The following is a 21815-nucleotide window of genomic DNA, read 5'->3' as shown; positions in this document are numbered from 1 at the left end:
ATCAAGGGCTTTCGAAGGGCGGCAGAAGGATGGGGCGCAGATGACGGACGTATTCGGCAAGGGCCATCACCTGCATCTGATCGACGGCTCGGCCTTCATCTTTCGCGCTTATCACGCGCTGCCGCCGCTGACGCGGCGCTCGGACGGGTTGCCCATCGGGGCGGTCGCCGGTTTCTGCAACATGCTGTGGAAATACATCCAGGACGGCTCGGGTTCGGACCAGCCGACCCATGCGGCGGTGATCTTCGACCACAGTTCCAAGACATTCCGCAACGACATCTATCCGCTCTACAAGGCGAACCGGCCCGAGCCGCCCGAGGATCTGCGGCCGCAGTTTCCCCTGACCCGCGAGGCGACGCGGGCGTTCAACATCGCCTGCATCGAGACCGAGGGCTACGAGGCCGACGACATCATCGCGGCGCTGTCCTGCCGGGCGCGCGATGCCGGCGGGCGCGTCACCATCATCAGCAGCGACAAGGACCTGATGCAGCTGGTCGGCGGCGGCGTCGAGATGCTGGACCCGATCAAGGGCAAGCCCATCGGTCCCGACGAGGTGCGCGAGAAGTTCGGCGTCGGCCCCGAACGGGTGGTGGACGTGCAGGCCCTGGCCGGCGATTCCATCGACAACGTGCCGGGCGCCCCTGGAATCGGCATCAAGACCGCCGCGCAACTGATTGGCGAATATGGCGATCTTGAAACCCTGCTGGCGCGCGCGGGCGAGATCAGGCAGCCCAAGCGGCGCCAGGTCCTGCTGGACCATGCCGAGCAGATCCGCATCTCGAAGCGGCTGGTCGAGCTGGATTGCGACACGCCGCTGGATCGCACGCTGGAGAGCCTGTCGATCCGCGAGCCCGAGCCGCAGCCGCTGCTGGAGTTCCTGACGCGGATGGAGTTCCGCACCCTGACCAACCGCGTGGCCGAGCGTTTCGGCGCCGAGCCGCCCGCCGCGCCGGTGCCGGCGGCGGCCGAGCGGATCGCGGCCGCCAAGGCGGAATTGCCGGCCATCGACCGCAGCCTTTACGTCACCATCCGCGACGAGGCGGTGCTGGCCGAATGGCTGGCCGAGATCGTCGAGAAGGGTCAGGTCGCCATCGATACCGAGACCACAGGGCTCGACGAGATGCAGGCACGGCTGGTCGGGGTCTCGCTCTGCACCGGGCCGGGGCGGGCGGCCTATCTGCCGCTGGGCCATGTGGACGGCGCCGCGGACCTGTTCGGTTCGGGCGCCGCGGTCGAGGGACAGCTGCCGCTGGACCGGGCGCTGGCGCTGCTCAAGCCGGTGCTCGAGGATCCGGCGGTGCTGAAGATCGGCCAGAACATCAAATACGACTGGAAGATGCTGGCCCGGCACGACATCCGCATGGCGCCGGTCGAGGACACGATGCTGCTGTCCTATGCGCTGAACGCCGGCACCCACAACCACGGCATGGACGAGCTGGCGCAGACCTATCTGGGCCACCGCTGCCTGCCGATCAAGGACCTGATCGGCTCGGGCAAGGCGCAGATCGGCTTCCAGCAGGTCGCCATCGACAAGGCCGCCGAATATGCGGCCGAGGATGCCGAGGTGACCTGGCGGCTGTGGCATCACTTCCGCCCGCAGCTGGGGCAGGAACGGGTGACCACCGCCTATGAGCGGCTGGAGCGGCCGATGGTGCCGGTGCTGGCCGATATGGAGATGGCCGGCATCCGCATCGACGCCGACCACCTGCGCCGCATGTCGAGCAGCTTCGCCCAGAAGATGGCGGCGCTGGAGGCCGAAATCCACGCGCTGGCGGGTGGGCCCTTCAACGTCGGCAGCCCCAAGCAGCTGGGCGAGATCCTGTTCGAGCGCATGGGGCTGTCCGGCGGCAAGCAGGGCAAGACCGGCGCCTTTTCCACCGGGGCCGAGGTGCTGGAGGACCTGGCCGCCGAGGGCCACGACCTGCCGGCGCGGGTGCTGGACTGGCGGGCGCTCTCGAAGCTGAAATCGACCTATACCGATGCGCTGCCCCTGCATGTGAACGCCGAGACCAGGCGGGTGCACACCTGCTATTCCATCGCCGGGGCGCAGACCGGGCGGCTGGCCTCGACCGATCCGAACCTGCAGAACATTCCGGTCAGGACCGAGGAAGGGCGGCGCATCCGCGAGGCCTTCATCGCCGCCGAGGGCCATCGGCTGGTCAGCCTCGACTACAGCCAGATCGAGCTGCGGATCCTCGCCCATGTCGCGGCGATCCCGGCGCTGAAGCAGGCCTTCCGCGACGGCATCGACATCCACGCCATGACCGCGAGCCAGATGTTCGGCGTGCCGGTCGAGGGCATGGACCCGATGATCCGCCGCCGCGCCAAGGCGATCAATTTCGGGGTGATCTACGGTATCTCGGGCTTCGGCCTGTCGCGCAACCTGCGCATTCCGCGCGCCGAGGCGCAGGCCTTCATCGACACCTATTTCGAGCGCTTTCCCGAAATCCGCGCCTATATGGATCGCACCGTCGCCGAGGCGAAGCAGAACGGCCATGTGCGCACGCTGTTCGGGCGCCGTATCAATACGCCGGGGATCAACCTCAGCGGGCCCTCGGCCGGCGGCGCGCGGCGCGCGGCGATCAACGCGCCGATCCAGGGGGCGGCGGCGGACATCATCCGCCGCGCCATGATCCGCATGCCCGAGGCCATCGCGCATCTGCCGGCGAAGATGCTGCTGCAGGTGCATGACGAACTGGTCTTCGAGGTCGAGGAGGCGGCGGTCCCAGCGCTGATCGAGGTCGCGCGCGGCGTCATGCAGGGCGCGGCCGATCCCGCCGTGCGTCTGGACGTGCCGCTGATCGTCGATGCCGGGCAGGGGACCAGCTGGGCCGAGGCGCATTGACGGCCGCGGCCGCGCTTGCGGTGCGGCCGGGCGAGTATTTGGAGAACGAAGAAACCGGGGCTCAGATCGCGGCGGAATGGCCCGAGGCGGCCATGTCGTAGCCGTCGAACATGCGCGCGATCATCCGCGTCAGCGGCCGGCCTTCGGGGGTGATGCGCAGGCCGGCGGCGTCGGTTTCCACCATGGCGCCGAAATGCGCGGCCACCGGGGCGAAGACCCGGGCGAGGCCGGCGGCGTCGAAGCCGTGGTCCCGGATGAATTCTTGGGCGCTGATCCGGAAGTCGCACATCAGCGCCTCGATCATGCGGGCGCGCCAGCGGTCCTCGGCGCTGAAGGCATGGCCGCGCGTGGCCGAGAACCGGCCCTGGCGGATATGGCCGAGATAGGCGCCGGTCGCGGGGGCGTTCTGCGCGTAGCCCTGCGGGAAGCGCGAGATCGACGAGGCGCCCAGGCCCACCAGCACCTCGGCCCGGTCGTCGGTATAGCCCTGGAAGTTGCGCCGCAGCAGCCCGGCCCTTTGCGCGCGGGCCAGCCCGTCGCCGGGGCGGGCGAAATGGTCGATGCCGATCTCGTCATAGCCGTCGGTCAGGAACAGCTGCCGCGCGGTCTCGAACAGCCGCAGCCGGCCATGCGGGTCGGGCAGCGCCTCGGAGGGGATCATCACCTGGCGCTTGGCCATCCAGGGCACATGCGCATAGCCGTAGAGCGCCACCCGGTCCGGCGCCAGCGCCAGCAGCTTCTGCACCGATTCCGCGATCCGGCGCGGGTCCTGATTCGGCAGGCCGTAAAGGATGTCGGCATTCAGGCTGGCGATGCCGCGGTCGCGGATCATGTCCACGGCGCGCTTGGTCACCTCGAAGCTTTGTTCGCGGCCGATGATGCGCTGGATCTCGGGGTCGAAGTCCTGCACCCCGATCGAGGCGCGGGTCAGCCCGGCCTCGGCCAGCGCGTCCATGCGGGCGTCGTCGATCTCGTTCGGGTCGATCTCGACCGAGAATTCGGCGCCCTCGGCCAGCGGGAAGGTGCCGAGCACCGCGCCGGCGACGCGGCGCATCATCTCGGCCGGCATCAGCGTCGGCGTGCCGCCGCCCCAGTGCAGCCGCGACAGTTTCACCCCGGGCGCCAGCGCCGCCTTCAGCAGCTCCAGCTCGGCCAGCAGCGCCTCGGCATAGGCGCGCACGGGTTCGTCCGACTGCGTGCCCTGGGTCCGGCAGGCGCAGAACCAGCACAGCCGGCGGCAGAACGGCACATGCATATACAAGGAAATCGAGGCGCCCGCCGGGATTGCCGCGACCCAGTCCCGGAAGACGGGCTCGGCCACGGCGGCGGTGAAATGCGGCGCGGTGGGATAGCTGGTATAGCGCGGCACGCGCGCGTCAAACAGTCCCAGCCGCTTAAGTTGCGATTGCTGTTCCATATTGCTATATTGGCCGGGAACACGCGCCAGGACCTTGACCCAAATCAAATGCCACATGACGCCGCCCTCTGCGCGACGCAGCAGCCCTGCGAAATCTGCCCGATCCGCTATCGAGCCGTCTGCGCGCATTGCGAAGGCGAGGAACTGGACGAGCTGGAAGAGATGAAATTCTACCGGCGCTACGAGGCCGGGCAGGTCGTCGTCTGGGCCGGCGACCGCATGGATTTCGTCGGCTCGGTGGTCGCGGGCATGGCCGGGCTGACCCAGCAGCTGGAGGACGGGCGCACGCAGATGGTGGGGCTGCTGCTGCCCAGCGATTTCCTGGGCCGGCCGGGGCGCGAGATCGCGGCCTATACCGTCACCGCCACCAGCGACCTGCTGCTGTGCTGTTTCCGCCGCAAGCCCTTCGAGAAGCTGCTGGGCGACAACCCGCGCATCGCCACCCGCCTGCTGGAGATGACGCTGGACGAGCTGGACGCCGCGCGCGACTGGCTGCTGCTGCTGGGGCGGAAATCCGCGCGCGAGAAGATCGCCTCGCTGCTGGTGATCCTGGCCCGGCGCGAGGCCGCGCTGATCAAGCGCCGGCCCGAGGGGCGGATCATCGTCGAACTGCCGCTGACGCGCGAGGCGATGTCGGATTACCTCGGGCTGACGCTGGAGACCGTCAGCCGGCAGGTAAGCGCCCTGAAGCGCGACGGGGTGATCGAACTGGACGGCAAGCGCCGGGTGATCGTGCCTTCGTTCCAGCGGCTGGTCATCGAAAGCGGCGACGATTCCGACGGCGGGCCGCTGAGCTGATCGCCGCCTGAGCCGATCCGCCTCATCTGATCCGAGCCTGATGATCCAAGCCTGAGCCTGTTTCGGCCTCGCCCCGGGCACCCCGCGCGAGGCGGGGTTGCCCGGGGGCGCGGCGCCGCCGGCGTCAGCGCGCCATCAGCACCGGCACCTCGGCCTTTTCCAGCATGTTGCGCGTGGCGCCGCCCAGGATCGCCTGGCGGAAGCGGGAATGGCCATAGGCGCCCATCACCAGCATGTCGGCGCCGATCTCGGTCACGCGGCGGTTCAGGATGTCGCTGATCTGCGGCAGGGTCCGCGCCAGCACCGAAATCTCGGCCGTAACGCCGTGGCGGGTCAGCATCTGGCACAGCGCGCCGCCGGGGTCCGAACGCTCGGGGCCGTTGGGCGAGGGGTCGATCACCGTGATCTCGACGCTTTCGGCGGCGATCAGCAGCGGCAGGGCGCGGCGCACGGCGGCCAGCGCCTCGTTCGACTGGTTCCAGGCGATCATGATCTTCTTGCCGAAGGGCTCGGTCAGTTCGTGCGGCACGATCAGCACCGGGGCCGAGCCCTCGAACAACGCCGCCTCGGTCACCGCCTCGGCGTCGGGGGTGGCGCCGGGGCCGTAGGGGCGGTTCAGCAGCACCAGGTCGGAATAGCGCGCCCGCATCCCCACCAGCGTGGACAGGCCGCCGACCTGGGCCACCGCGGAATCGACCGACCAGCGGACATCCTCGGGGTTCAGCCGCTCGCGCACCTTCTCTTCCAGCTCGCCGGCGGCGGCCATGGCCTTGTCGATGGATTCCTGGAACACATAGGCCGAGGCGCCGGCGTAGTAATAGCCGCTTTGCGTATGGTCGACGCCCATGCAGAACACGTCGAGATGCGCGTCCTCGCGCCGGGTCATGGCGACCGCGGCGTCCAGCTGCTGCTGCTGGCCGGCATCGGTCAGGACGGTCAGGATGGTCTTGTAGCCCATGGGCCTCTCCTCATTTCGCGTTGGGTCCGACTTGCGTCGGAGTGCGGGGGAATCGCAACGGCTGGCGGCAGCGCGCTGCGACATCCTGTCCGGGTATTTTGCGATTTTACACCTATCGATGCGAGACCGATTGACGCAGATCAATGTGTCACGAAACCGTGTGACTGTAGAACACCGAAGTCGAGCCGCATTTCCACCGCAGCCGCATGCGATTCGGGCGTCTTCGGCACAGGATGAAGGACAGGAATTTCAATGTTGGATACCATCAAGCTGATCGCGCTTGGGGTGATCGCGGTCCTGGCCGCCATCGCCGCCAACTATGCGCGACCCGATGATCCCGCCTATCTGGTGAACGCGCTGATCGTGATGCTGGTCGCGGGATTCATGTTCGTGCGGGTGCTGCGCCAGATGGGCAATGAGCAACCCTCGCTCGATCCCCACCCCGAGAACGAATACATGGACGGCGTGGTTCGCGCCGGGGTCATCGCCACCTCGTTCTGGGGCGTGGTCGGTTTCCTGGTCGGCGTGGTCATCGCCTTCCAGCTGGCCTTTCCGGCGCTGAACCTCAGCGACATCACCATGGGCTATACCAACTTCGGCAAGCTCAGGCCGCTGCACACCTCGGCGGTGATCTTCGCCTTTGGCGGCAACGCGCTGATCGCGACCTCGTTCTACGTGGTGCAGCGCACCTCGGCGGCGCGGCTCTGGGGCGGCAACGCGGCCTGGTTCGTGTTCTGGGGCTATCAGCTGTTCATCGTGCTGGCGGCGACCGGCTATATCCTGGGCGCCACCCAGTCCAAGGAATATGCCGAGCCCGAGTGGTACGTGGACTGGTGGCTGACGCTGGTCTGGGTCGTTTATCTGGCGGTGTTCCTGGGCACGATCCTGAAGCGCAAGGAGCCGCATATCTATGTGGCGAACTGGTTCTACCTGTCCTTCATCGTCACCATCGCCATGCTGCACATCGTCAACAACCTGTCGATTCCGGTCAGCTTCCTGGGTTCGAAATCGGTGCAGCTGTTCTCGGGCGTGCAGGATGCGATGACGCAGTGGTGGTATGGCCACAACGCCGTCGGCTTCTTCCTGACCGCGGGCTTCCTGGGCATGATGTATTACTTCATCCCCAAGCAGGCCGAGCGTCCGGTCTATAGCTACAAGCTGTCGATCATCCACTTTTGGGCGCTGATCTTCCTGTATATCTGGGCCGGCCCGCACCACCTGCACTATACCGCGCTGCCCGACTGGGCCTCGACGCTGGGCATGGTGTTCTCGATCATCCTGTGGATGCCCAGCTGGGGCGGCATGATCAACGGGCTGATGACGCTGTCGGGCGCCTGGGACAAGCTGCGCACCGACCCGATCATCCGCATGATGGTGGTGGCCGTCGGCTTCTACGGCATGGCGACCTTCGAGGGGCCGATGATGTCGATCAAGGCGGTGAACTCGCTGTCGCATTACACCGACTGGACCATCGGCCACGTCCATTCCGGCGCGCTGGGCTGGAACGGCATGATCACCTTCGGCGCGCTCTACTACCTGACGCCGCGCCTCTGGGGCCGCGAGCGGCTGTATTCGACGGGTCTGGTCAGCTGGCACTTCTGGCTCGCCACCATCGGGCTGGTGCTCTACGCGGCCTCGATGTGGGTCTCGGGCATCATGGAGGGGCTGATGTGGCGCGAAGTGGACAACCAGGGCTTCCTGGTCAACGCCTTCGCCGACACCGTGGCCGCGAAATTCCCGATGAACGTGGTGCGTGCGCTGGGCGGGGTGCTGTATCTGACCGGCGGTCTGATCATGTGCTACAACCTGTGGGCCACCGTCGCCAAGCAACCCAAGACCCAGGCGACCGTCGTCGCGGTCCCGGCAGAGTGAGGACGGATCATGGCAATCCTTGACAAGCATAAAGTCCTCGAAAAGAACGCGACGCTGCTGCTGGTCTTTTCCTTCCTGGTCGTCACCATCGGCGGCATCGTCGAGATCGCGCCGCTGTTCTATCTGCAGAACACCATCGAGAAGGTGACGGGCATGCGGCCCTACACGCCCTTGGAGCTGAAGGGCCGCGACATCTATGTCCGCGAGGGCTGCTATGTCTGCCACAGCCAGATGATCCGCCCGATGCGCGACGAGGTGGAACGCTACGGCCATTACAGCCTGGCGGCCGAGTCGATGTACGACCATCCGTTCCAATGGGGGTCGAAACGCACCGGGCCGGACCTGGCCCGGGTGGGCGGGCGCTATTCGGACGAATGGCACATCGACCACCTGACCAACCCGCAGGCGGTGGTGCCGGAATCGATCATGCCGAAATACGGCTTCCTGCACGACCGCATCATCGACCCCTCGAACATGGGACAGCGGCTCAAGACCGACGCGCTGGTGGGCGTGCCCTATGACGAGGCCATGGTGACGAACGCGGTCGCCGACTTCCGCGCCCAGGCCGATCCCGATGCCGATGCCTCGGGGCTGGAAGAGCGCTATCCCGGCGCGCAGCAGCGCAATTTCGACCGCCGCCCCGGCGTGTCGGAAATGGACGCCCTGGTCGCCTATCTGCAGGTGCTGGGCACGATGGTCGATTTCTCGACCTTCGAGCCCGATCCGAACCGCTGAGGCCCGCGATGGAAAAATATTCCTTCCTGCGCGAACTGGCCGACAGCTGGGTGCTGCTGTCGCTGGTGCTGTTCTTCCTGGGGGCGATCGTCTTCGCCCTCCGGCCGGGCTCGCGCCCGCTGCACCGCGACGCGGCGGAAAGCATCTTCCGTAACGAGACGAGCCCGCGCGCGGCGGGTCAGAAGGAGGTCGAGTGATGGCCGATACCGACGACGAGCACACCAGCCCGCAGAACCCGGACAACCGGATCGAGCTGGAACGCCAGGCCGCGGACAAGGCCCACGAGGCGCAGATCGCGGCCCATCCGCCCGAGGGGCCGGACGGCAAGCCGCTGCATCGCCCGGTCGGCAGCACCCGCGTGGTCCGCGACCGCAAGGGCGTGCGCAAGGTGATCGAGGTGCCCTCGACCGGCCACAGCTGGGACGGGATCGAGGAATACGACAACCCGCTGCCGCGCTGGTGGCTGTGGTCCTTCTATGCCACCATCGTCTGGGGGCTGTTCTATCTGGTGGCCTATCCGGCGATCCCGCTGATCTCGGGGGCGACCAAGGGGCTGCTGGGCCAGAACTACCGTTCGGACGTGGCGGCCGAGATCCAGCGCTTCGCCGACGCCAATGCGCCGATCCAGGCCAAGCTGGTCGAGACGCCGCTGGACCAGATCGCCGCCGATCCGGAGCTGGCGAACTATACCGCCAATGCCGGCGCCGCGATCTTCCGCACCTGGTGCGCGCAGTGCCACGGCTCGGGCGCGGGCGGGGCCTCGGGCTATCCGACGCTTCTGGACAACGACTGGCTGTGGGGCGGCACGCTGGACGACATCCACACCACGATCCAGCACGGCATCCGCGATCCCAAGGACGAGGACACCCGCTATTCGGAAATGCCGAAGTTCGGCGCCGACCAACTGCTGGACAACACCCAGATCCGGCAGGTGGTGAACTATGTGCTGGAACTGGGCGGCAAGCCGCATGACGCGGCGCTGGCCGCCGAAGGCGCGACGGTCTTTGCCGACAACTGCACCTCGTGCCATGGCGAGGACGGCACCGGCGACCGCAGCCAGGGCGCGCCCAACCTGACCGATGCGGTCTGGCTCTATGGCTCGGATCCGGCGACGATCACCCGGATCGTGCATGACGGACCCTTCGGCGTCATGCCGGCCTGGAACGGCCGGCTGTCCGAGGCCGACATCCGCGCGGTCGCATCCTATGTGCACGGTCTGGGCGGCGGCGAATAGCCGCCCCGCGACCTGCATCCCAGATCCGCGGCCGGGCGACCGGCCCCGGAGGCACCGGCCCCCCGTCCTGTTCGCGCGTTTCCAGGGGGGCCGGTGTTCCAATGAAATGCGCAGGAGACCAGGCAACGCAAGCCGGCGCGTGCTTTCCCGTCCCATCAATGCGACAATACGGCCCATGCCGCCCGGGTTCCGTCGCCGGTATAAGCGCGAACGCCACGCGCTTGACGCAGATCAATGCGTCCGCCGCCGCCAGGGCCTAGACCCGAGCCACGCGCGCAACAGGAGCCAATCATGTCGCAATCCGACATCGACCCGCCACGCCTATACGCCGCCCGAGAGCCGATCTTTCCGCGCCGGGTGAAGGGGACGTTCCGCAACCTCAAATGGGTCATCATGGCGGTGACCCTGGCGATCTATTACATCACCCCCTGGCTGCGCTGGGACCGCGGTCCCGGCATGCCCGACCAGGCGGTGCTGGTCGACCTGGCGAACCGCCGCTTCTATTTCTTCTGGATCGAGATCTGGCCGCACGAATTCTATTTCGTCGCCGGCCTGCTGGTCATGGCGGGGCTGGGGCTGTTCCTGTTCACCTCGGCCCTGGGCCGGGTCTGGTGCGGCTATGCCTGTCCGCAGACGGTCTGGACCGACCTCTTCATCCTGACCGAGCGCTGGGTCGAGGGCGACCGCAACGCCCGCGTCCGGCTGTGGAACGAGCCGTGGAGCGCGCGCAAGCTGCGGCTGCGGCTGACGAAATGGACGATCTGGCTGGCGATCGCGGTGCTGACCGGCGGCGCCTGGATCTTCTATTTCACCGATGCGCCGACGTTGCTCGGCAATCTTTTCACCGGTCAGGCCCATCCGGTCGCCTATATGACCATGGCCATCCTGACCGCGACCACCTTCCTGTTCGGCGGCTTTGCCCGCGAACAGATCTGCATCTATGCCTGTCCCTGGCCGCGCATCCAGGCCGCGATGATGGACGAGGACACGCTGACCGTCGCCTATCGCGACTGGCGGGGCGAGCCGCGCGGCAAGATCCACAAGGGCGAGGCCACTCGCTCGGACGGCGGCGCAAAGGGCGATTGCATCGACTGCATGGCCTGCGTCAACGTCTGTCCCATGGGCATCGACATCCGCGACGGCCAGCAGCTGGAATGCATCACCTGCGCGCTGTGCATCGACGCCTGCAACGACGTGATGGACAAGATCGGCAAGCCGCGCGGGCTGATCGACTACATGGCGCTGCGCGACGAGGCGGCCGAGCGTGCCGGCGGCAAGCCGAAACCGCTGCTCAAGCACATCCTGCGCCCGCGGACGCTGCTTTACTTCACGCTCTGGGGCGGGATCGGGGTGGGGCTGATGGTGGCGCTGTTCCTGCGCTCGCCCTTCGACCTGAACGTGACGCCGGTCAGGAACCCGCTCTATGTCACCATGGCCGACGGCGCGATCCGCAACACCTACGCGCTGCGGCTGCGCAACAAGCAGGGCAGCGGGCATGAATTCAGCGTCTCGGTCACCGGCCCGGACGGCACCGCGCCGCAGGGCACGCAGGTGACGCTGGAAGGGCTGCCGGGCGGCCAGGTCGAGGTGGCTGCCAACAGCACCCATACCCAGCGGGTCTATATCACCGCCGAAAAGGGCTCGGCGCTTGCCGAAGGCGCCCAGAACGAGTTGACGCTCTGGGTCGAGGATGCCACCGATGGCGTCAGGACCCATGTCGGCACCGTCTTCCACGGAAGGAGCGAATGATGCCCCGCGAACTGACCGGCCGTCATGTGCTGCTGATCACCCTGGCCGCCTTCGGCATCATCATCGGCGTCAACGTCTTCATGGCGGTCAAGGCGGTCGGCACCTTCCCGGGGCTCGAGGTCAAGAACAGCTATGTCGCCTCGCAGGACTTCGACCGCGAGCGCGCGGCCCAGCAGGCGCTGGACTGGACGGTGACTCCGGATTTCGACGGCCATGAACTCACGCTGGCGATCCGCGATGCCCAGGGCAATCCGGCCCCGGTCGAGACGCTTCAGGTCATCGTCGGCCGCCCGACCCATGTGCGCGAGGATCAGAGCCCGGAGTTCGCCTATGCCGACGGCCTATTCCGGGCGCCGTTGACGCTGGCGCCGGGGCTGTGGAACATCCACCTGACCGCCATCGCGCCCGACGGCACCGTCTTTCGCCAGCGCATCGACCATTACCACGGCAACCGGGTGAACTGACATGTCCGACGCCTCGCTGCAGGACCATGCCGTCCGGCTCTCCGCCTGTCCGGCCTGCGACGCGGCGCCCCTGGCGCGGCGCATCGCCGATGCCCGCGGCGGCGCGGTCGAGGACGTGATCCTGTCCCTGCCGACGATCCATTGCGCCACCTGCATCACCGACGTCGAGCGCGTGCTGACCCGCCACCCCGGCGTCCGCGCGGCGCGGGTGAACCTGACTCTGCGCCGGGTCACCGTGGATGCGCCGGGCCTGGAAGCGCAGGACCTGATCCCGGTGGTCGAATCGATCGGCTACGAGGCGCATGAGCTCGACCCGGCGGCGCTGTCGGCCTCGGCCGCCGACCGGCAGGGGCGCGACATCCTGATGCGGATCGGCGTCTCGGGCTTTGCCATGATGAACATCATGATCCTGTCGGTCGCGGTCTGGTCCGGGGCCGAGGCGGCGACCCGCGACCTGTTCCACTGGATTTCCGGCGCCATCGCCCTGCCGACCGTGGCCTTCGCTGGACAGCCCTTCTTTGCCAGCGCCTGGCGGGCATTGCGGCACGGGCGTCTGGGCATGGACGTGCCGATCTCGCTGGCGCTGGTGCTGGCCTCGGCGATCTCGGTCTACGAGACGGTCCATTCCGGCCATCACGCCTATTTCGACGCGGCGGTGATGCTGTGCTTCTTCCTGCTGATCGGCCGCTACCTGGACTATCGCACCCGTGCCGTGGCGCGCTCGGCCGCCGAGGAACTGACCGCGCTCGAGGTGCCGCGCGCCTTCCGCGTGACCGAGGCGGGCGACGAGGCAGTGCCGGTGGCGGACCTTCGTCCCGGCGATCTGGTCCGCATCCGCCCCGGCGCCCGGGTACCGGCCGATGGCGAGATCGCCGAGGGCAGCAGCGAGATCGACCGCTCGCTTCTGACCGGCGAAAGCATCCCTGTGCCGGCGGCGCCCGGGCTTGCGCTGTCGGCGGGCGAAGTGAACCTGACCGGCCCGCTGCTGATGCGGGTCACGGCAGCCGGGCGCGACAGCTCGCTGGCGCGGCTGACAGCCCTGGTCGCGGCGGCGGAATCGGCGCGCGGCCATTACACCGGCCTCGCCGACCGCGCCTCGCGGCTGTATTCGCCGCTGGTGCATCTGCTGGCCTTTTGCAGCTTCCTGGGCTGGTATCTGGCCACGCGCGACCCGCGGCTGGCGGTGAACGTGGCGGCGGCGGTGCTGATCATCACCTGCCCCTGCGCGCTGGGGCTGGCGGTGCCGGCGGTGGTCACCGCGGCTTCGGGGCGGCTGTTCCGGCGCGGCATGCTGATCAAGGACGGTACCGCGCTGGAACGGCTGGCCGAGGTGGACACCGTGGTCTTCGACAAGACCGGCACCCTGACCATGGGCGTGCCGCAGCTTGTGTCGCTGGCGGCGGTGCCGGCCGAGGCGCGGCCGGTGGCGCTGGCGTTGGCGCAGGGGTCGGGCCATCCGCTGTCGCAGGCCCTGGCCCAGGCGCTGGTCGAGGCCGGGGCCCGGCCCGCGCCGCTGGAGGATCTGCGCGAGGTGCCGGGCTACGGCATCGCCGGACGCTGGCAGGGGCGCGAGGTCCGTCTGGGCCGCGCCGACTGGCTGGGGGCCGAGCATGGTGACGCCCGGCTTTCGGCCAGTTGGCTGTCTCTGGGGCAGGGCGGGCCGATCCGGCTGGAATTCTCGGACCGGCTGCGGCCGGGGGCCGAGGCTTGCGTGGCGCGGCTGCTGTCGCGCCGCCGGCGGGTGCTGCTGCTGTCGGGCGATGCCGCGCCGGTGGTCGAGGACCTGGCGACACGGCTGGGGATCGCCGAATGGCATGCCGGCGTCGCACCGCTGGGCAAGGCCGAGGCGATCCGGGCTCTGCGGGCCGAGGGCCGGCATGTGCTGATGGTCGGCGACGGGCTCAACGACACCGCGGCGCTGGCCGAGGCGCATGTCTCGATCTCGCCGGCCTCGGCGCTGGATGCGGCGCGCACCGCTTCGGATATCGTGCTGATGGGCAGCGACCTGGCGCCGGTGGCCGAGGCGCTGGAGGTCGCGCGCCGGTCCCGGTCCCGCATCAAGGAGAATTTCGCGATCTCGCTGGGCTACAACGTCGTCGCCGTGCCCTTTGCCATCGCCGGGCTGGCGACGCCGCTGATGGCAGCTCTGGCGATGTCGCTGAGCTCGATCAGCGTCACGCTGAACGCCTTGCGGCTGCGCTAGAGAGGGGGCGACATGGAAATTCTAAGCATCCTCATTCCGGTATCCCTGGGCCTGGGCGGGCTGGGCCTGCTGGCCTTCATCTGGGCGCTGCGTGGTCGGCAATACGAGGACCCCAAGGGCGACGCCGAGCGCATCCTGAGCTCGGAGTGGGACGACCATCCCAAGCCGTAAGATGGGGGCGCGCCTTCGGCTCCTGCGAGGCAAGCCCCGGATGTCTCACATCAGGATCGCGCGATGTCCATCTCGCCCCGATGTGGAGATCGTGAGCAGCGGTCAGGACGATCACGCCGAGCGACGCCGCACGGCAAAGCCGAAGGCGCGGGTGCTTGGTTTCTTTCGCCTTGCTCAGACCTGCCGCGCTCGCGGCAGGCTCGCCGTCGGGGGAAGTGCCGAGAAGGGATCGGACCGGCCCCGATGGCGGAATCGTCAGGCACCGGCGCAAATTTTTGGACGGGAGACAGACCAAACAGAAACCCCGGTCCTTGCGGCCGGGGTTCCGATTCTGTCCTGGCGAGGGCGCAAGCCATCTTCAGGCGCCGAAAGGCTTTGGGATCGAGGCTTTCAGGGACCGAGGACCTTGCAGTCCTGTTGGCGCGCAGCCATGCGGCCGCAGGCCAGCTCGGCGGTCTCTTTCGACATGCCGACGAAATTCGCCTCGAACCCGCGCTTGGTATTGGCGACGCGGCTGACGGCGCTGCCCAGCGAGGCGCTTTCCTGCAGCGCCGTCTTCAGCAGCAATTGCTCGGCCTCCTGCTGCGAGCGGTAGAGGCCCAGCGAAACCCCCCAGCCCTTGCCCGAACCGGACCCGCGCGAGACGATCTCGGTCGCCTCGGGCGCGCCGTGGTCGGGTTCCAGCGCGGCCAAGATGATCGTTTCCGAGCGCGGAGCGGGCGCAGGCGTGCCCAGCAGGGCCATCCGTTCAGGCTGCGCCGCTGCCGCCTGGACGAAAAGCGAAGCCGAGCCGGTGGCAGCCGGTTCGACCAGGCTTGCCGACTGGTCGTTGCGCGGAGCGGGCGTCGGGCGCACCGCCTGGATCTCGTCCCCGGCCGCGGGGGCGAGCGCTTCCGAGGCGTCGCCCTCTTCCGGACGCGCGGCGGGGCGCGCGGCGCGGGCCAGGACATTGGGATCGACGGCGGCATTCGCAACCGGGCCTGCGCCGGGCTTGCGGTTCGGGCGCGCGCTGGCGGCCAGCGTATCACCGGCGGCCCTGGGGGCTGGCGCGGCCGCGGCCTGGGCGCGCGATACCGCGGCCGAGATGGCTGCCGGCGTCACCACCGCTGCGGTCGAAGCCCGCGCCACCGGCCGATCCGAAGCCGAGAGCTGCACCTGGGACGAGGCCGAACCGGGGCTGGACGGCGCCACGCTTGCAACCTGCACCGTACGGCGCACCTTCTTCTCGGCCACGAGTTGCGGCGGGGCGGGCTTTACCTCACGCACACGGGTGGGGGCCTTTCCGAAACCGGCGTCCAGAAGCTGGGCCATGACCGTGTTGCGATGCGCGGTCGAGGTGCCGCCCAGGACGGTGGCCACGATCCGCTTCGAGCCGCGCTTGGCCGAGGCGGTCAGGTTGAAGCCCGCGGCGCGGGTATAGCCGGTCTTGATCCCGTCCGCGCCCTCGTAGCTGTCGAGGAAGCGGCGGTTGGTGCTGGACACCGTGGCGATGCCCGCATCCGCCGAACGGCGCGAGAAGATCGAGTAATATTGCGGAAAATCGTAGAACAGCCGCCGCCCCAGGATCGTCATGTCGCGGGCGGTGGAATAATGCCCCTCGGTCGTCAAGCCGTTGGCGTTGCGGAAATTGGTGTTGCGCATGCCAAGCGCGCGCGCCATCTGCGTCATCTGCGCGCCGAATTGCGCCTCGGACCCTGCCAGGCCCTCTCCGATCACGGTGGCCGCGTCATTGGCGGATTTGACCGCCGCGGCGCGGATCAGGTAACGCAGCTCGATCCGCTGGCCGGGCTTCAGCCCCAGCCGCGACGGCGGTTGCGAGGCCGCATGGCTGCTGACCAGGAACTTGCTGTCCAGCCGGACCTGGCCGCGCTCGATGGCGTTGAAGGCCAGATAAAGCGTCATCATCTTGGTCAGCGACGCGGGGTGCAGCCGCGTGTCGGCGTTCTGCGCATAGATTTCCTGCCCGGTTCGGGCATCCATGACGAAGGCCGCGAAGGGCGCTGCCGTTGCCGCCATGGGCATGGCCCAGGCCAATAGGATCATCAGTCCCAAGCGGACATTCTTGCTGATTCTGCTCACGGTCCCGGTCTTTCTGCCTCTGAGGGCCCGTTCATTATGCGGACCCTTCATTAATAAAGGGACAATAACACGCATTCTCCTGCTCGGAAACCGTAAGTTTGCCGGCCGCGCCCGCAATCTGCCGCCGGTTGCAAGGATCGGCCGGCCATCCAGCGCGGGGCTTATCAAGCCCGGGGAAAGCCCCTATATTCGGCGACAGAACCGTCCCTATCCCGTTGCAAGCGTCGTGACCAATCCGCAGATGACCAACCGACCCGGAGACCGCGAAGAGGTCGAGCTGGGAGTCAAGACCAAGCCCCGCACGAAGCGACCGCCGATGTACAAGGTGTTGCTTCTGAACGATGATTTCACGCCCATGGAATTCGTCGTGCATGTGCTCGAGCGGCTGTTCTCGATGACCCACGCCCAGGCGATCGAGATCATGCTGACGGTGCATCGCAAGGGGGTGGCGGTCGTCGGCGTGTTCTCGCACGAGATCGCGGAAACCAAGGTGGCGCAGGTCATGGAACTTGCCCGCCGCCAGCAGCATCCGCTGCAATGCACCATGGAAAAAGAGTAGAAATTGGCTGGATCACGGCTGGAACTTGTCTTTGGCGGCACGCCGCCCGAAGGTCGCCTGTTGCTGGTCGGGGCCGGCGCCGGGACCGACCTGGACCCTTTCGATCCCGCGCACACCCAAGTCGTGCAGGGGTTCTTTCCCGACCACCAGGCGCTGACGGCGCGCGGGTTCGCGGTGGCGACCTCGGCGGCCGGCGGGTTCGAGACCGCGGTGGTCTTCCTGCCCCGGGCGCGCGCCGCGGCACGGGCGCGCATCGCCGAGGCCGCCGCGCATCTGCCGCCCGGCGCCGCGCTGTGGGTGGACGGGCAAAAGACCGACGGCGTCGACGCGGTGCTGAAGGAGCTGCGCGGGCTGGCGCCGGTCGATGCGGTGCAGTCGCGCGCGCATGGCAAGATCTTCCGCGTGACGCTGCCCCAGCCGGGCTGGCTGCCCGGCGACTGGGCGGCGCGCGACCACGAGGCGGCGCCCGGCATGGTGACGCGGCCCGGGGTGTTTTCGGCCGACGGGCCCGATCCCGCCTCGCAGGCGCTGGCGGCAGCGCTGCCCGAAAAGCTGCCGACGCGGATCGTCGACCTGGGGGCGGGTTGGGGCTGGCTCTCGGCGCAGATCCTGACCCATCCCGGCGTCGAGACCCTGCACCTGGTCGAGGCCGATGCCTCGGCCCTGGACTGCGCGCGGCGCAACGTCACCGATCCGCGGGCGCAATTCCATTGGGCCGATGCGCTGGATTTCCACCTGTCCGAGCCGGTGAACGGCGTCATCATGAACCCGCCCTTCCACGAGGGCCGCGCGGCCGATCCGCGCCTTGGCGCCGGTTTCATCCGTGCCGCGGCCGGACTTCTGACCGGGGCGGGGCGGCTGTGGATGGTGGCGAACCGGCACCTGCCCTATGAGCAGGCGCTGCGCGAATGCTTCGCCGAGGTCTCGGAACTGGGGGGCGACACTCGTTTCAAGATCCTGACCGCCACCGGTGCGCGCCGCGCCGGCGCGGGCGGTCGCGGCCAGCCGAAAGGAAGACGCCGATGAGCCTGTCGATCCAGGGCAAGACCGCCATCGTGACCGGGGCCGCGCGCGGCATCGGCCTGGCCATCGCCCGGCAGTTCGCCGAGGCCGGGGCCCATGTCATGTTCGCCGACAGCGACGAGGCGGCGCTGGATGCCGAACTGGGACCCGAGGCCGCCGGCGACGGCCCGATCCGCGGCTTTGCCGGCGACCTGGGGCAGAAGCTGACGCTGGCCAATCTGGTCTCGGCCACCATCGACGCCTTCGACCGCGTGGATATACTGGTCAATGCGCATCGCATGGTGCAGGGCTGCGATCCCCTGGCGGTGGGCGAGGACCAACTGGCCGAGATGCTGCGCCAGAACATGATCTCGGGCCTGCGGCTGTCGCAGCTGGTGGCCCGGCGGATGATGGCGCAGGCCGACGAATCCGAGCCGAACCCGGTCCAGAACGGCGCCATCGTCAACGTGACTTCGCTGGCCGCAGACTGGCCGCAGCCGCAGATGCTGGCCTATTCCATCGCCAGCGCCGCGCAGGCGCAGGCCACGCGGTCGCTGGCCTCGGCCCTGGCGCCGCAGCGCATTCGGGTAAACGGCGTCGCCTTCGCCAGCATCATGTCGAACAACATGCAGCTGAAACTGCGCGAGGACCCGGGCCTGCGCGAGCGCATGATCGCGGCGACGCCCCTGGGCCGCATCGCCGGCGCCGACGAGCTGGCCGGCACCGTGCAGTTCCTGGCCAGCGAGGCCTCGGGATTCGTCACCGGGCAGATCCTGCGCGTCGACGGCGGCCGCAGCCTGGGCGACCCGCTGGCGCCGGGGGTCTATTAGGACTTCTTCTTTTCGGGATAGGCCGCCTTGCAGGCCTGAACCGCCGCCGCGGCCGAGGGCGTCAGCGCCTTCTTGCGGGCGGTCAGGTTGTCGCGCTTGCGCGTCTCGGCCGCCGGGTCGATGGGCACGCGGTAACGCTCGGTATCGGCGACCTCGCGCATGCAGCTGCGATAAAGCACGCGTGCCTTGCCCTCCTTGTCGCGGACGACATAGGGGCAGTCCTCCCATTCGGTGCGGGTCACCGCGCGTTCTTCCCAGGCATAGCCGCGGGCCAGATTGGCTTCGACCTCGGCCAGCAGGCTGGCGACCGTGCGGTATTCCTGCGTGTTGCGGCTGATGCATTGTTCTTGCGGCGTGCCGCAGCCTGCGACGAACAGGACAGGCATCAGGACAAACAGGATGTTGCGGGTCATGGCGCGGATCTCTAGTTGTGCTGTCGAAAGCATAGGCCCGCGCCTTCGGCAGGGCAATTCACGAATGCAGGGGCAAGCCCATGGAGATGCAGCAAGAGCGCCAGGAGGCCGCGGCCTGGTTCCGCAGCCTGCGCGACCGGATCGTCGCCGCCTTCGAGGGACTCGAGGATCGCGGCCCGGGCCCGGCCGCGGCCGGCCGCTTCGAGGTCCGCGAGACCCGGCGCGGCGCCGATGGCGGCGGCGGGCTGATGTCGGTCATGCGCGGCGGCCGCGTCTTCGAGAAGGTCGGCGTCAACTGGTCCGCCGTGCATGGCGAATTGCTGCCCGCCGCCCGCCAGGCCATGGCCGCGCGCGGGGTGCCGGGGATCGAGGCCGACCCGCGCTTCTGGGCGTCGGGCATCAGCCTGGTCGCGCATATGCAGAACCCGCATGCGCCGGCCGTGCACATGAACACGCGCATGTTCTGGACCCCCGGCGCCTGGTGGTTCGGGGGTGGAAGCGACCTGAACCCTTGCCTGGAATATGCTGAAGACACGGCATATTTCCACGACACCCTGCGCGCGGCCTGCGCCCCCCACGGCGCTGATTACTACGACCGCTTCAAGGCCTGGGCGGACGAATACTTCTTTGTCCCGCATCGCGGCCGGGCGCGCGGCGTCGGCGGTATCTTCTACGACGATCTGAACAACGGCGACTGGCAGGCGGATTTCGCCTTCACCCGCGCCGTGGGCGAGGCCTTCCTGCCGGCCTTCCTGCCGCTGGCCGAAAAACGCATGGCCCAGCCCTGGGGCGAGGCCGAGAAGGACGCGCAGCTGGTCCATCGCGGCCTCTATGCCGAATACAACCTGGTCTATGACCGCGGCACCAAGTTCGGCCTGGCCACCGGCCATGACCCCGAGGCGGTGCTGATGAGCCTGCCGCCGCTGGCGAAATGGGTGTGACGCCGGACCTGCCCGACCTCTATCTGATGCGACACGGCCAGACGCGGTGGAACGCCGAGGGCCGGTTGCAGGGTCGGCTGGATTCGCCGCTGACTCCGCTGGGTCTGGCGCAGGCGCGGCGACAGGCCTGGCTTCTGCGCGATCTGCCGGACGGTCTGGCCCGCTATGCCAGCCCCGCCGGCCGGGCGCAGCAGACGGCGCGGATCGCTTTCGGCGGCGCCGGCTTCGCCTGCGACGACCGCCTGCACGAGATCGACATCGGCAGCTTCGCCGGCCGCCTGGGCGCCGCCCTGCAGGCCGAACATCCGGCGCTGTTCGGGCAGGGCGGTGCGCTGGACTGGTATGACCACGCACCGGGGGGCGAGCATTTCGCCGGCCTGCGGGCGCGGGTGCGGGCCTTTCTGCGCGACCTGTCGGGGCCGGCCGTGATCGTCACCCATGGCATCACGCTGCGCATGCTGCGGGCCGAGGCGATGGGCCTGCCGCCAGAACGGCTGGCCGAGATGCCGGTGCTGCAGGGCGCCGTGCATCTGGTCAGTCGCGGCCGGCACCGGATGTTTTTCTAGCTGCGCGAGTCTAGCTGCGCGAGGGCAGGGGCCGGGCGGGATTGCCGACGACGGTCGCCCCCGCGGGCACGTCGCGGGTGACGATCGAGCCGGCGCCGACGATGGCGCCGTCGCCAATGGTGATGCCGGGCAGCACGATGGCGCCGCCGCCGACCCAGACATCGTCGCCGATGGTGATGGGCTTGCCCCATTCCTCGCCTTCGGCGCGGCGGGCGGGATCGCGGGGCCGGTCCTCGGTCAGCAGCTGGACCGCGGTTCCGAACTGGCAGCGCGCGCCGATGCGGATTTCGCAGATGTCCATGAAAAAGCAGCCGTAATTCACGAAGCAGCCCGGGCCGAAATGGATGTGCTTGCCATAATCGACGTGAAAGGGCGTGCGGATCACCGTGCCGTTCCAGGTGCCCAGAAGCTGGGTCAGGGCGCGGGCGCGGGTCTTGTCGCCGATGATGGTGCCGTTGTAGTCGCGCATCAGCCCCTGAGCGGCCTTGCGCATGGCGACCAATTCGCCGTCGCCGGGATCATAGGCCCGGCCGGCCAGCATATCTTCGCGCGCGGTCAAATGAAGCCCAGTTCCAGCCGGGCCTCGTCGGACATCATGTCCATGCCCCATTGCGGCTGGAAGGTCATCTCGACATCGACCTGTTTCACGCCGGGGATGGCGCTGACGGCATCGGCGACCCAGCCCGGCATCTCGCCGGCGACGGGGCAGCCGGGGGCGGTCAGGGTCATCACGATGCGGGCGGTGCCGTCGTCGTCGATGGCGATGGTGTAGATCAGGCCGAGGTCGAAGATGTTCACCGGGATTTCGGGGTCGTACACCGTCTTGCAGGCCTCGACCACGCTGTCATAGAGCGGATGATCCGTCGTCGAAGGCGCGATCAGCGGATCACCTTCCTTGAGGGTTTCGTCGGTCATGCAACACGTCCTGTCAAATCCTGGCGACTATATAGGGTGTCGATGCGGTAGGGTCCAGCCTGCC

General features: G+C 68.4%; 21 protein-coding genes. 15 read left to right on the top strand and 6 right to left on the bottom strand.

Features of this window, described 5'->3' with window-relative positions; all coding sequences use genetic code 11:
* Window positions 1-40 precede the first annotated feature (40 nt).
* Window positions 41-2845, top strand: a complete 2805-nt coding sequence (gene polA, locus JCM7685_RS10255; protein WP_074967710.1) for a DNA polymerase I — start codon at window positions 41-43, stop codon at window positions 2843-2845.
* A gap of 61 nt (window positions 2846-2906) precedes the next feature.
* Here polA and hemN read toward each other — a convergent pair whose 3' ends face one another.
* Window positions 2907-4262: an oxygen-independent coproporphyrinogen III oxidase gene (gene hemN, locus JCM7685_RS10250; protein ID WP_074967817.1), complete on the bottom strand. Its 1356-nt coding sequence runs from the start codon at window positions 4260-4262 to the stop codon at window positions 2907-2909.
* A 48-nt stretch (window positions 4263-4310) separates the two neighbouring features.
* On the opposite strand from hemN, the gene fnrL reads away from it, so the two are divergent.
* The gene (fnrL, locus tag JCM7685_RS10245; RefSeq protein ID WP_074967712.1) at window positions 4311-5060 is read left to right on the top strand and encodes a transcriptional regulator FnrL; all 750 of its coding nucleotides are present in this window, start codon (window positions 4311-4313) and stop codon (window positions 5058-5060) included.
* 124 nt (window positions 5061-5184) lie between these two features.
* Here the strand turns inward: fnrL and JCM7685_RS10240 are convergent, their stop codons facing one another.
* Entirely contained in the window at window positions 5185-6018 is an 834-nt protein-coding gene (locus tag JCM7685_RS10240) for a universal stress protein (RefSeq protein WP_074967714.1), read from the bottom strand.
* A gap of 252 nt (window positions 6019-6270) precedes the next feature.
* Between JCM7685_RS10240 and ccoN the strand changes: the two genes are divergently transcribed.
* The 8 genes from ccoN to ccoS all read left to right on the top strand — a co-directional run bounded on the left by ccoN (window position 6271) and on the right by ccoS (window position 14446).
* Window positions 6271-7890: a cytochrome-c oxidase, cbb3-type subunit I gene (gene ccoN / locus JCM7685_RS10235; RefSeq protein WP_074967716.1), complete on the top strand. Its 1620-nt coding sequence runs from the start codon at window positions 6271-6273 to the stop codon at window positions 7888-7890.
* Window positions 7891-7899: 9 nt separating this feature from the next.
* Window positions 7900-8625, top strand: a complete 726-nt coding sequence (ccoO, locus tag JCM7685_RS10230; RefSeq protein ID WP_074967718.1) for a cytochrome-c oxidase, cbb3-type subunit II — start codon at window positions 7900-7902, stop codon at window positions 8623-8625.
* 8 nt (window positions 8626-8633) lie between these two features.
* Window positions 8634-8822, top strand: coding sequence for a CcoQ/FixQ family Cbb3-type cytochrome c oxidase assembly chaperone (locus tag JCM7685_RS10225; RefSeq protein WP_074967719.1), 189 nt, complete (start codon window positions 8634-8636; stop codon window positions 8820-8822).
* The gene (ccoP, locus tag JCM7685_RS10220) at window positions 8822-9859 is read left to right on the top strand and encodes a cytochrome-c oxidase, cbb3-type subunit III (RefSeq protein WP_231964616.1); all 1038 of its coding nucleotides are present in this window, start codon (window positions 8822-8824) and stop codon (window positions 9857-9859) included. Before JCM7685_RS10225 ends, ccoP begins: the two co-directional genes overlap by 1 nt.
* 291 nt (window positions 9860-10150) lie before the next feature.
* Window positions 10151-11608 (top strand): cytochrome c oxidase accessory protein CcoG, encoded by a 1458-nt coding sequence (gene ccoG / locus JCM7685_RS10215; protein WP_074967721.1) that lies wholly within the window; start codon window positions 10151-10153, stop codon window positions 11606-11608.
* Window positions 11608-12072 carry a FixH family protein gene (locus tag JCM7685_RS10210; RefSeq protein ID WP_074967723.1) on the top strand — a complete coding sequence of 155 codons (465 nt, stop codon included), beginning with the start codon at window positions 11608-11610 and terminating at the stop codon, window positions 12070-12072. Before ccoG ends, JCM7685_RS10210 begins: the two co-directional genes overlap by 1 nt.
* A gap of 1 nt (window position 12073) precedes the next feature.
* The gene (locus JCM7685_RS10205; protein ID WP_074967725.1) at window positions 12074-14275 is read left to right on the top strand and encodes a heavy metal translocating P-type ATPase; all 2202 of its coding nucleotides are present in this window, start codon (window positions 12074-12076) and stop codon (window positions 14273-14275) included.
* A gap of 12 nt (window positions 14276-14287) precedes the next feature.
* Complete coding sequence (gene ccoS, locus JCM7685_RS10200) at window positions 14288-14446, top strand: cbb3-type cytochrome oxidase assembly protein CcoS (RefSeq protein ID WP_074967727.1); 159 nt, start codon at window positions 14288-14290, stop codon at window positions 14444-14446.
* A gap of 390 nt (window positions 14447-14836) precedes the next feature.
* On the opposite strand, the gene JCM7685_RS10195 is transcribed toward ccoS, so the two are convergent.
* Window positions 14837-16462, bottom strand: a complete 1626-nt coding sequence (locus tag JCM7685_RS10195; RefSeq protein ID WP_074967821.1) for a D-alanyl-D-alanine carboxypeptidase family protein — start codon at window positions 16460-16462, stop codon at window positions 14837-14839.
* A 304-nt stretch (window positions 16463-16766) separates the two neighbouring features.
* Here JCM7685_RS10195 and clpS point away from each other — a divergent pair, with 304 nt between their 5' ends.
* Genes clpS through JCM7685_RS10180 form a run of 3 tightly spaced genes read left to right on the top strand, consistent with a single transcriptional unit; the run spans window position 16767 to window position 18916 of the window.
* Window positions 16767-17084 (top strand): ATP-dependent Clp protease adapter ClpS, encoded by a 318-nt coding sequence (clpS, locus tag JCM7685_RS10190; protein ID WP_074967823.1) that lies wholly within the window; start codon window positions 16767-16769, stop codon window positions 17082-17084.
* A 3-nt stretch (window positions 17085-17087) separates the two neighbouring features.
* Window positions 17088-18110, top strand: a complete 1023-nt coding sequence (locus JCM7685_RS10185) for a class I SAM-dependent methyltransferase (RefSeq protein ID WP_074967729.1) — start codon at window positions 17088-17090, stop codon at window positions 18108-18110.
* A complete protein-coding gene (locus JCM7685_RS10180; RefSeq protein ID WP_074967731.1) occupies window positions 18107-18916 on the top strand; it encodes an SDR family NAD(P)-dependent oxidoreductase in 810 nt (269 codons plus the stop codon). Before JCM7685_RS10185 ends, JCM7685_RS10180 begins: the two co-directional genes overlap by 4 nt.
* On the opposite strand, the gene JCM7685_RS10175 is transcribed toward JCM7685_RS10180, so the two are convergent.
* Window positions 18913-19329 (bottom strand): hypothetical protein, encoded by a 417-nt coding sequence (locus tag JCM7685_RS10175; protein ID WP_074967825.1) that lies wholly within the window; start codon window positions 19327-19329, stop codon window positions 18913-18915. The genes JCM7685_RS10180 and JCM7685_RS10175 overlap by 4 nt on opposite strands.
* Before the next feature lie 80 nt (window positions 19330-19409).
* Between JCM7685_RS10175 and hemF the strand changes: the two genes are divergently transcribed.
* Together hemF and JCM7685_RS10165 are read left to right on the top strand one after the other, a co-directional pair.
* Window positions 19410-20270, top strand: coding sequence for an oxygen-dependent coproporphyrinogen oxidase (gene hemF / locus JCM7685_RS10170; protein WP_074967733.1), 861 nt, complete (start codon window positions 19410-19412; stop codon window positions 20268-20270).
* Entirely contained in the window at window positions 20261-20836 is a 576-nt protein-coding gene (locus tag JCM7685_RS10165; protein WP_074967735.1) for a histidine phosphatase family protein, read from the top strand. Before hemF ends, JCM7685_RS10165 begins: the two co-directional genes overlap by 10 nt.
* 10 nt (window positions 20837-20846) lie before the next feature.
* Here JCM7685_RS10165 and JCM7685_RS10160 read toward each other — a convergent pair whose 3' ends face one another.
* Together JCM7685_RS10160 and JCM7685_RS10155 are read right to left on the bottom strand one after the other, a co-directional pair.
* Window positions 20847-21395 (bottom strand): sugar O-acetyltransferase, encoded by a 549-nt coding sequence (locus JCM7685_RS10160; protein WP_231964615.1) that lies wholly within the window; start codon window positions 21393-21395, stop codon window positions 20847-20849.
* Window positions 21392-21751 (bottom strand): SUF system Fe-S cluster assembly protein, encoded by a 360-nt coding sequence (locus JCM7685_RS10155; protein ID WP_074967739.1) that lies wholly within the window; start codon window positions 21749-21751, stop codon window positions 21392-21394. Before JCM7685_RS10155 ends, JCM7685_RS10160 begins: the two co-directional genes overlap by 4 nt.
* Between the last annotated feature and the right edge of the window lie 64 nt (window positions 21752-21815).

It is taken from the genome of Paracoccus aminovorans, from assembly GCF_900005615.1.
Classification (GTDB): domain Bacteria; phylum Pseudomonadota; class Alphaproteobacteria; order Rhodobacterales; family Rhodobacteraceae; genus Paracoccus; species Paracoccus aminovorans.
Note: the sequence above shows the minus strand (reverse complement) of the source record. Positions and strands in the feature narration are given on the sequence as shown.

Excerpts from the sequence above, each read along its gene's own strand:
- hemF (WP_074967733.1), top strand. The coding sequence starts at position 19,410 with ATGGAGATGCAGCAAGAGCGCCAGGAGGCCGCGGCCTGGTTCCGCAGC.
- JCM7685_RS10180 (WP_074967731.1), top strand. The coding sequence starts at position 18,107 with ATGAGCCTGTCGATCCAGGGCAAGACCGCCATCGTGACCGGGGCCGCG.
- fnrL (WP_074967712.1), top strand. The coding sequence starts at position 4,311 with ATGCCACATGACGCCGCCCTCTGCGCGACGCAGCAGCCCTGCGAAATC.
- JCM7685_RS10195 (WP_074967821.1), bottom strand. The coding sequence starts at position 16,462 with ATGGCGGCAACGGCAGCGCCCTTCGCGGCCTTCGTCATGGATGCCCGA.
- ccoS (WP_074967727.1), top strand. The coding sequence starts at position 14,288 with ATGGAAATTCTAAGCATCCTCATTCCGGTATCCCTGGGCCTGGGCGGG.
- JCM7685_RS10210 (WP_074967723.1), top strand. The coding sequence starts at position 11,608 with ATGCCCCGCGAACTGACCGGCCGTCATGTGCTGCTGATCACCCTGGCC.
- ccoG (WP_074967721.1), top strand. The coding sequence starts at position 10,151 with ATGTCGCAATCCGACATCGACCCGCCACGCCTATACGCCGCCCGAGAG.
- JCM7685_RS10205 (WP_074967725.1), top strand. The coding sequence starts at position 12,074 with ATGTCCGACGCCTCGCTGCAGGACCATGCCGTCCGGCTCTCCGCCTGT.
- ccoO (WP_074967718.1), top strand. The coding sequence starts at position 7,900 with ATGGCAATCCTTGACAAGCATAAAGTCCTCGAAAAGAACGCGACGCTG.
- polA (WP_074967710.1), top strand. The coding sequence starts at position 41 with ATGACGGACGTATTCGGCAAGGGCCATCACCTGCATCTGATCGACGGC.
- ccoN (WP_074967716.1), top strand. The coding sequence starts at position 6,271 with ATGTTGGATACCATCAAGCTGATCGCGCTTGGGGTGATCGCGGTCCTG.
- hemN (WP_074967817.1), bottom strand. The coding sequence starts at position 4,262 with ATGGAACAGCAATCGCAACTTAAGCGGCTGGGACTGTTTGACGCGCGC.
- JCM7685_RS10240 (WP_074967714.1), bottom strand. The coding sequence starts at position 6,018 with ATGGGCTACAAGACCATCCTGACCGTCCTGACCGATGCCGGCCAGCAG.
- JCM7685_RS10225 (WP_074967719.1), top strand. The coding sequence starts at position 8,634 with ATGGAAAAATATTCCTTCCTGCGCGAACTGGCCGACAGCTGGGTGCTG.
- ccoP (WP_231964616.1), top strand. The coding sequence starts at position 8,822 with ATGGCCGATACCGACGACGAGCACACCAGCCCGCAGAACCCGGACAAC.
- JCM7685_RS10155 (WP_074967739.1), bottom strand. The coding sequence starts at position 21,751 with ATGACCGACGAAACCCTCAAGGAAGGTGATCCGCTGATCGCGCCTTCG.
- JCM7685_RS10165 (WP_074967735.1), top strand. The coding sequence starts at position 20,261 with ATGGGTGTGACGCCGGACCTGCCCGACCTCTATCTGATGCGACACGGC.
- JCM7685_RS10175 (WP_074967825.1), bottom strand. The coding sequence starts at position 19,329 with ATGACCCGCAACATCCTGTTTGTCCTGATGCCTGTCCTGTTCGTCGCA.
- clpS (WP_074967823.1), top strand. The coding sequence starts at position 16,767 with ATGACCAACCGACCCGGAGACCGCGAAGAGGTCGAGCTGGGAGTCAAG.